The 6472-nt window shown below is 49.2% G+C and carries 4 protein-coding genes and 1 other annotated feature; all 4 genes read right to left on the bottom strand.

What is annotated here, in order from left to right:
- Positions 1–9 precede the first annotated feature (9 nt).
- The 4 genes from sigE to DFR60_RS24760 all read right to left on the bottom strand — a co-directional run bounded on the left by sigE (position 10) and on the right by DFR60_RS24760 (position 5653).
- Positions 10–750, bottom strand: a complete 741-nt coding sequence (gene sigE / locus DFR60_RS24745; protein ID WP_002603561.1) for an RNA polymerase sporulation sigma factor SigE — start codon at positions 748–750, stop codon at positions 10–12.
- A gap of 28 nt (positions 751–778) precedes the next feature.
- Positions 779–1618 carry a sigma-E processing peptidase SpoIIGA gene (locus tag DFR60_RS24750; RefSeq protein WP_243005175.1) on the bottom strand — a complete coding sequence of 280 codons (840 nt, stop codon included), beginning with the start codon at positions 1616–1618 and terminating at the stop codon, positions 779–781.
- A gap of 356 nt (positions 1619–1974) precedes the next feature.
- Positions 1975–4617 (bottom strand): valine--tRNA ligase, encoded by a 2643-nt coding sequence (locus DFR60_RS24755; RefSeq protein WP_110325299.1) that lies wholly within the window; start codon positions 4615–4617, stop codon positions 1975–1977.
- 34 nt (positions 4618–4651) lie between these two features.
- Positions 4652–5653 carry a YcxB family protein gene (locus tag DFR60_RS24760; RefSeq protein WP_167437724.1) on the bottom strand — a complete coding sequence of 334 codons (1002 nt, stop codon included), beginning with the start codon at positions 5651–5653 and terminating at the stop codon, positions 4652–4654.
- A 119-nt stretch (positions 5654–5772) separates the two neighbouring features.
- Positions 5773–6001: a binding site (T-box leader), on the bottom strand.
- Positions 6002–6472 lie beyond the last annotated feature (471 nt).

Below are 6472 nucleotides of genomic sequence, written 5' to 3' on the forward strand. Positions count from 1 at the left end.
TTTCTGCCGCTACTCAAAACGTACGATTTCTTTTTTCAGCCTCTTCATAATCTTCTTTTCCAGACGGGAAATATAGGACTGGGAGATTCCGAGCAAATCGGCCACCTCTTTCTGGGTCATTTCCTCTCCCTCCTCGTCGGACAGGCCAAAGCGGAGCTCCACGATCTTTCTCTCCCTTGGACTCAGCCGGCTGATGGCGGAATTTAAGAGATTGCGTTCCACTTCTGTCTCTAAATCCTTGTATATCACGTCCTCGTCTGTTCCCAGAATATCGGACAGCAAAAGTTCATTTCCATCCCAGTCCACATTTAACGGCTCATCGATGGAGACCTCCATCTTCGTCTTATTGTTGCGCCGCAGATACATGAGAATCTCGTTCTCAATACAGCGCGACGCGTAGGTGGCCAGTTTGATGTTCTTCTCAGGGTTAAAGGTGTTGATCGCCTTGATCAGGCCGATGGTTCCGATGGAGATTAAGTCCTCTACGCCGACACTGGTATTATCAAATTTCTTGGCTATGTAGACGACAAGGCGGAGATTATGCTCGATCAGCTCCGACTTTGCGCTCTGGTCGTCTTCGCCTCCCAGCATGGCAATCACTCTCGCCTCGGACTCATTATCCAGTGGGGCCGGAAGAATATCGGCGCCGCCAATGTAATGAATCTCTCCCTGCTTCGGCATCATCAGCGTCTTAAACGTTGGTACGGCTTTAAACTGGAAACGGTTTGGTACGGAAACTTTTAATATCATATCGGTAATCTCTCCTTTTCATCTGAAACTAATCTTCATGCAGAAGCATCTGGTATTCCCCATCTACAGACAGGGGACGGCGGCAGACAGCCACCAGAGGCTTTTCTATAATTTTCACGTCACTGCCCTGGCGTATTTCCATTTCATCCAGGAAAATCCCGGGCATCACGCCTTCCTTCTTTCCCACACTCCCAAACGGAATGTATATGACAGAGGACACGCTCTCGCACAGTTCCTTAAGCGCCTCGTAGGTCACCACATGAACCGGCCGGTGCGTCACTGGCTCATACAGCCGGTTACCGGTATCGAGAAGCGCTGTCACCGTCTTCTTCCGCCCTCTGTAATGCATTGTCACCTCGTAGAAATGGTTCCGGCTCTTTCTGGCCTCCAGAACGAAGCCCAGAATACACCTCATTCCGAAGTAAGCGCCGGCAGCCAGCAGCAGCAGCCGGCAAAACGGCATGGCCGCACGGTTATTTCCGCGAAGGATCTGTTCTATATAATAACCGGCCATCGTATGCTGGTAGAGAGCCTGCATGGCTCCGGCCATCATGACGGTCACCAGATAGAGGCAGGCTACAGCCTTGCCAATCTCCCGCTTCTTTCTGACGCCGAATGCAGTCACCACCATCAGGCAGCTGACCACGGCGTAGGTCATAAAAAAAGAGACTGCGGGGGGAATGGACGGAAATGCCGCGCACAGGACGGCCCAGGCAGCTCCCAAAGCAGCGCCCAGCACGATTCTGTATCTGCCCGCCCGGTATCTCATCACCTTTCCGGTTATGGAAAGCACAAGATAATCCAGGATCATGTTTATGACAAAAAATACATCTATGTATAAGTCAACCGTCACTAAAAGTTTTCTCACCTCCTGCCCTGTATGAACATTATAGTCAGAGAGACCTTCAGATTTTGTCAAAACGGCGGCCCTGATTCCTGTTTTTCATCGCCTTTTTCCCGGTATTTTCATCATGATTCGACATTTTATGGTCAAACATCTGTTTGCACCAGCCTTTTACACGCTCAAAATACAGGATCCTCCGGAGTGCGGCTGCTTCAGCGGCCATACTTCCTTAGCGCGGAGTGTGCCTCCTGCCCGGAGGGCTTTTTGTATAGGAGAACTTTCCTATTACACGAAAAAAAAGAGTCGAACCAGGCAGATTTTTACCACCAGGTTCGACTCTTTTCTTATAGAGATTGATAAACAGGACAGGCTGCGTGCTCTTATTCGCCTAACTGAGCGATACGCTCCTTCACCTGATCCATCATCTGTGTATATTTTTCCAGTTTCGCCTTTTCTTCCTCCAGTTTGGCTGCCGGCGCCTTGCTTACGAATTTCTCATTGCTAAGCATTCCCTTTACGCGGGCCAATTCCTTGGATAACCGCTCCTCTTCCTTCTTTAACCGTTCTTTTTCCTTCTCGATGTCAACCAGCTCGGCAAACGGCATATAGATGACTGCCTGATGGATCACAGCGGACACGGCGTCTTCGCCGATTCCTTCCTTATCCTTCTTTAGCACGATTTCGCTGGCATAGCCCAGCATGGCGAAGAATACGCGGCTGTGCTCAAAGATATCCAGGATTTCGCTGTTCTCTGATACAACGTATACCTTTGCCTTCTTGCTCGGCGGAACGTTCATGGAAGTCCGGACATTCCGGATGCCTCTTACCGCTTCCTTGATGGTCTCTACCGCATGCTCTTCCTCGGCAAAGTTCCATTCCTCCTTATATTCCGGCCATGCGGATACCATGATTGACTCTTCCTCGTCCTGAAGATTGCAGAAGATTTCCTCGGTGAGGAACGGCATATACGGATGAAGCAGCTTCAGGGAATTGATCAGCACGGTCTTTAAGGTCCAGATGGCCGCTGCCTTTGTGGTATCCTCTTCGTTCCAGAGTCTCGGCTTTACCATCTCGATATACCAGTCGCAGAATTCCTCCCAGATAAAGTCGTAAACCTTCTGGAGGGCGATTCCCAGTTCATACTTGTCTAAATTATCCGTCACCTCGCGGGCCAGGGTGTTGGCCTTGGAAAGGATCCATTTATCCGCCATGGTCAGATCAGACAGCTCCGCCTGACTGTCAGGCGCCTTCTCAATATTCATCATCATGAAACGGGAAGCGTTCCATACCTTGTTGGCGAAGTTCCGGCTGGCTTCCACTCTCTCCCAATAGAAACGCATATCGTTTCCAGGGGCATTGCCGGTAATGAGTGTCATACGCAGGGCGTCCGCGCCGTACTTGTCGATGACTTCCAGCGGATCGATACCGTTGCCTAAGGACTTGCTCATCTTGCGGCCTTCGGAATCTCTGATCAGTCCATGGATCAGCACGGTGTGGAACGGCAGCTCTCCGGTCTGTTCGATACCCGAGAACACCATACGGATCACCCAGAAGAAAATAATATCGTAACCGGTTACCAGCACGTCTGTCGGGTAGAAATACTTTAAGTCCTCTGTCTCATTCGGCCATCCGAGTGTGGAGAACGGCCACAGAGCAGAAGAAAACCAGGTGTCGAGCGTATCTTCATCCTGAGTAAGGTGGGTGCATCCGCATTTCGGGCACTTCTCCGGTCTTTCCTTGCTTACAACGATCTCTCCGCATTCGTCGCAGTAATAGGCCGGAATCCTGTGGCCCCACCACAGCTGTCTGGAAATACACCAGTCGCGGATGCTCTCCAGCCAGTGCAGATACGTCTTATCGAAACGCTCCGGCACAAATTTCAGTTTTCCAGTCTTTAACGCCTCGATCGCCGGCTTTGCCATCTCTTCCATGCGTACAAACCACTGCTGCTTAACCATCGGCTCTACCGTGGTCTTACAGCGGTCGTGAGTACCTACAGCGTGGGTATGGGGAACCACCTTTACGAGAAGACCCAGCTTCTTCAGATCCTCTACGATGGCTTTTCTGGCCTCATAGCGCTCCATCCCATCGTACCTGCTGCCAGGCAGATTGATGGTCGCGTCGTCGTTCATAATCGTAAGCTCCGGAAGGTTGTGGCGTTTGCCCACCTCGAAGTCGTTAGGGTCATGGGCCGGTGTGATCTTTACACATCCGGTGCCGAATTCTTTGTCTACGTAGGAGTCGGCAATCACCGGGATGGTGCGTCCCGTGAGAGGTAGTTCCAGCATCTTTCCAACGAGATTGGTGTAGCGCTCATCCTCCGGATTAACTGCCACAGCCGTATCACCGAGAAGCGTCTCCGGTCTCGTGGTTGCGATCTCCACAAAGGAACCTTCCTCTCCCGCTACCGGATAGTTGATATGCCAGAAAAATCCGTCCTGATCCACATGCTCTACCTCGGCGTCCGATATGGAGGTCTGGCATACCGGGCACCAGTTGATGATTCTGGATCCCTTGTAAATATAGCCTTTCTCATACAGACGGATAAATACTTCCTGCACCGCTTCTGAACAGCCCTCGTCCATGGTAAAACGTTCTCTGTCCCAGTCTGCGGAGGAGCCCATCTTATGAAGCTGGTTGATAATGCGTCCGCCGTATTCCTTTCTCCAGTCCCAGCATTTCTCCAGGAATCCGTCACGGCCCAGGTCCTCCTTATCGATTCCCTGCTTCTTTAAGCTCTCGATTACCTTGACCTCTGTGGCGATCGCCGCGTGATCCGTACCTGGCTGCCAGAGCGCCTCGTATCCCTGCATCCGTTTGTAGCGGATTAAAATGTCCTGCATGGTGTTGTCCAGCGCGTGGCCCATATGAAGCTGGCCTGTGATATTTGGCGGCGGCATCACAATGGTAAACGGTTTCTTGTCCGGATTGGGCTCTGCGTGGAAATACTTCTTGTCCAGCCATTTCTGGTATATCTTGCCCTCAATTTCGGCAGGATTATAATTTTTTTCTAGTTCTTTCATGGTATTCTCCTTATCTGTTTTCTTTCTTATTTTTCTAAGGCTGTCTGCCCTGTTTCATGAAGCTTTGAAACTCTTCAAAATCTCCTTTTTGAAAAGCATCTTTCTTTACCATAATGCCTATGGTTTTTTCTATGACAATGACGTACAGGCCGCTTGACTCTTTCACCCTGGAAATCTGGCTGTAATAATATGTTTTCGCCGCTTCACCGTCATTTGCACACTCAATTCTGTCCGGATAAAACAATATGGTCTTTCCCATTCCGGTATGGCTCAGTTCATAGACTTTGTAGTTCCTTTTTGCCAGCCTGGCGCTGTAAAAAACGCTGAGGAGAAGGAATAACGCTCCCAGGACAACCAGCAGAAGCTTAAGCACGATATGGACCGGGAATAACAGCCCCCAGGCCAGATACACGACTCCAAGTACGATATGGACGGTTCGCCTCGAAGCGGTCATGCATTTTGTGTATTCCTGAAGCAGCTCCGGCGTGACCTGGTATGAATTTTCAAATGAAGGGACGTCGTTTCTGCCCGAGGCCTCATATCTTTCCGGAAGGTTATGCCTCCCCTGCTTCATAAACTCCCGGAATTCTTCGAAGGTCCCTTTTTGAAAGGAATCCTTCTTTACAATAATACCGGTTTTATTTTTTATGACAATGGAATACAGGCTGCCAGACTCCTTCTCTCTGGTTATGTGCCTATAGTAAAAGGTCTTTGCCTCCCCGCCGTCATTCACACATTCCATTCTGTCCGGATAAAACGATATTATTTTATCCAGTCCGGCGTGGCTCATTTCATATCTCCTGTAATTCTTCTTCGCAAGCCAGGCACTGTAAAACACGCTGCAAAGGATCGCTGTTACTCCCAGAACAGGCAGCAGAACTCTCAGTGCTGCATGAGAGGTAAACAGGATTCCCCAGATGAAACACAGGATTCCGAGTACAAGCAGAACCTTTCGCCTCGGGGCTGTCATACAGTTCGTATACTCCTGCAGCAGCTCGGGTGTCATCTGGTATGTATTGATAAACAAAGGTTCCACGGCGATTCTCCTTTCCATTTACTTATCTGTTTTAGCGCGGAGAACCTCCTCCCGGAGGGTTTTTATTCATAGAACGAATTTTCCTGTGAAATTAAAAAAGCCCTCTGCATGTATTCCATGCAAAGGGCGAACAATCCGCGGTACCACCTTTTTTCCTGCGGCAGACTGCACCACAGCTCTCACGGTCTTTAACGCAAACCACGCGTGAGCGCCTACTGATCACTACTGCATTTCAGCACTCCGGTTCCAAAGCTACCTTCCGCACACACTTCCTTAACCATCTTTCAGCCGGTGAATGGTTTTCTCTGTCAGGGTTATGAACGTACTCCTCTTCTTCATTACCTTTTTCTTTATGGTGATATCATAGAGGTTTTTTCAGCATTTGTCAACCCCTGTTAGTCGGGTGCCAAAAAGAACTGGTCATCTCTCTATTCTCAATTTCCTCCATTCGCACCCGCATCCACATAGAATTTCCCATCGTCACCGCGGAAAAATGCCATTCCCGCGGGGGCGTCAAGCAGCGGAATGATATCGGGATCATAGTTTGCGGGAGTTTGACACCCCCAATCTAAAAAAAACACCGCTAAGCCGCTACTGGCTTATATTTTTTTGTCAAATTTTATGTTTTCATATATAGGCTTTTTAGCTTTTTTGTGGTATAATAGGGGGAGGGAGGTAATAACTTATGAAGGTAAATACATCAAAATCAAAGAATGCTGAATCGTTTTACATCAAGCAGTCCTTTATAGATGGCAACGGAAAATCTACGTCCAGAACCATCCGCAAGCTTGGAACATTGAATGAATTATTAGTGGAACA

It is taken from the genome of Hungatella effluvii, from assembly GCF_003201875.1.
Classification (GTDB): domain Bacteria; phylum Bacillota; class Clostridia; order Lachnospirales; family Lachnospiraceae; genus Hungatella; species Hungatella effluvii.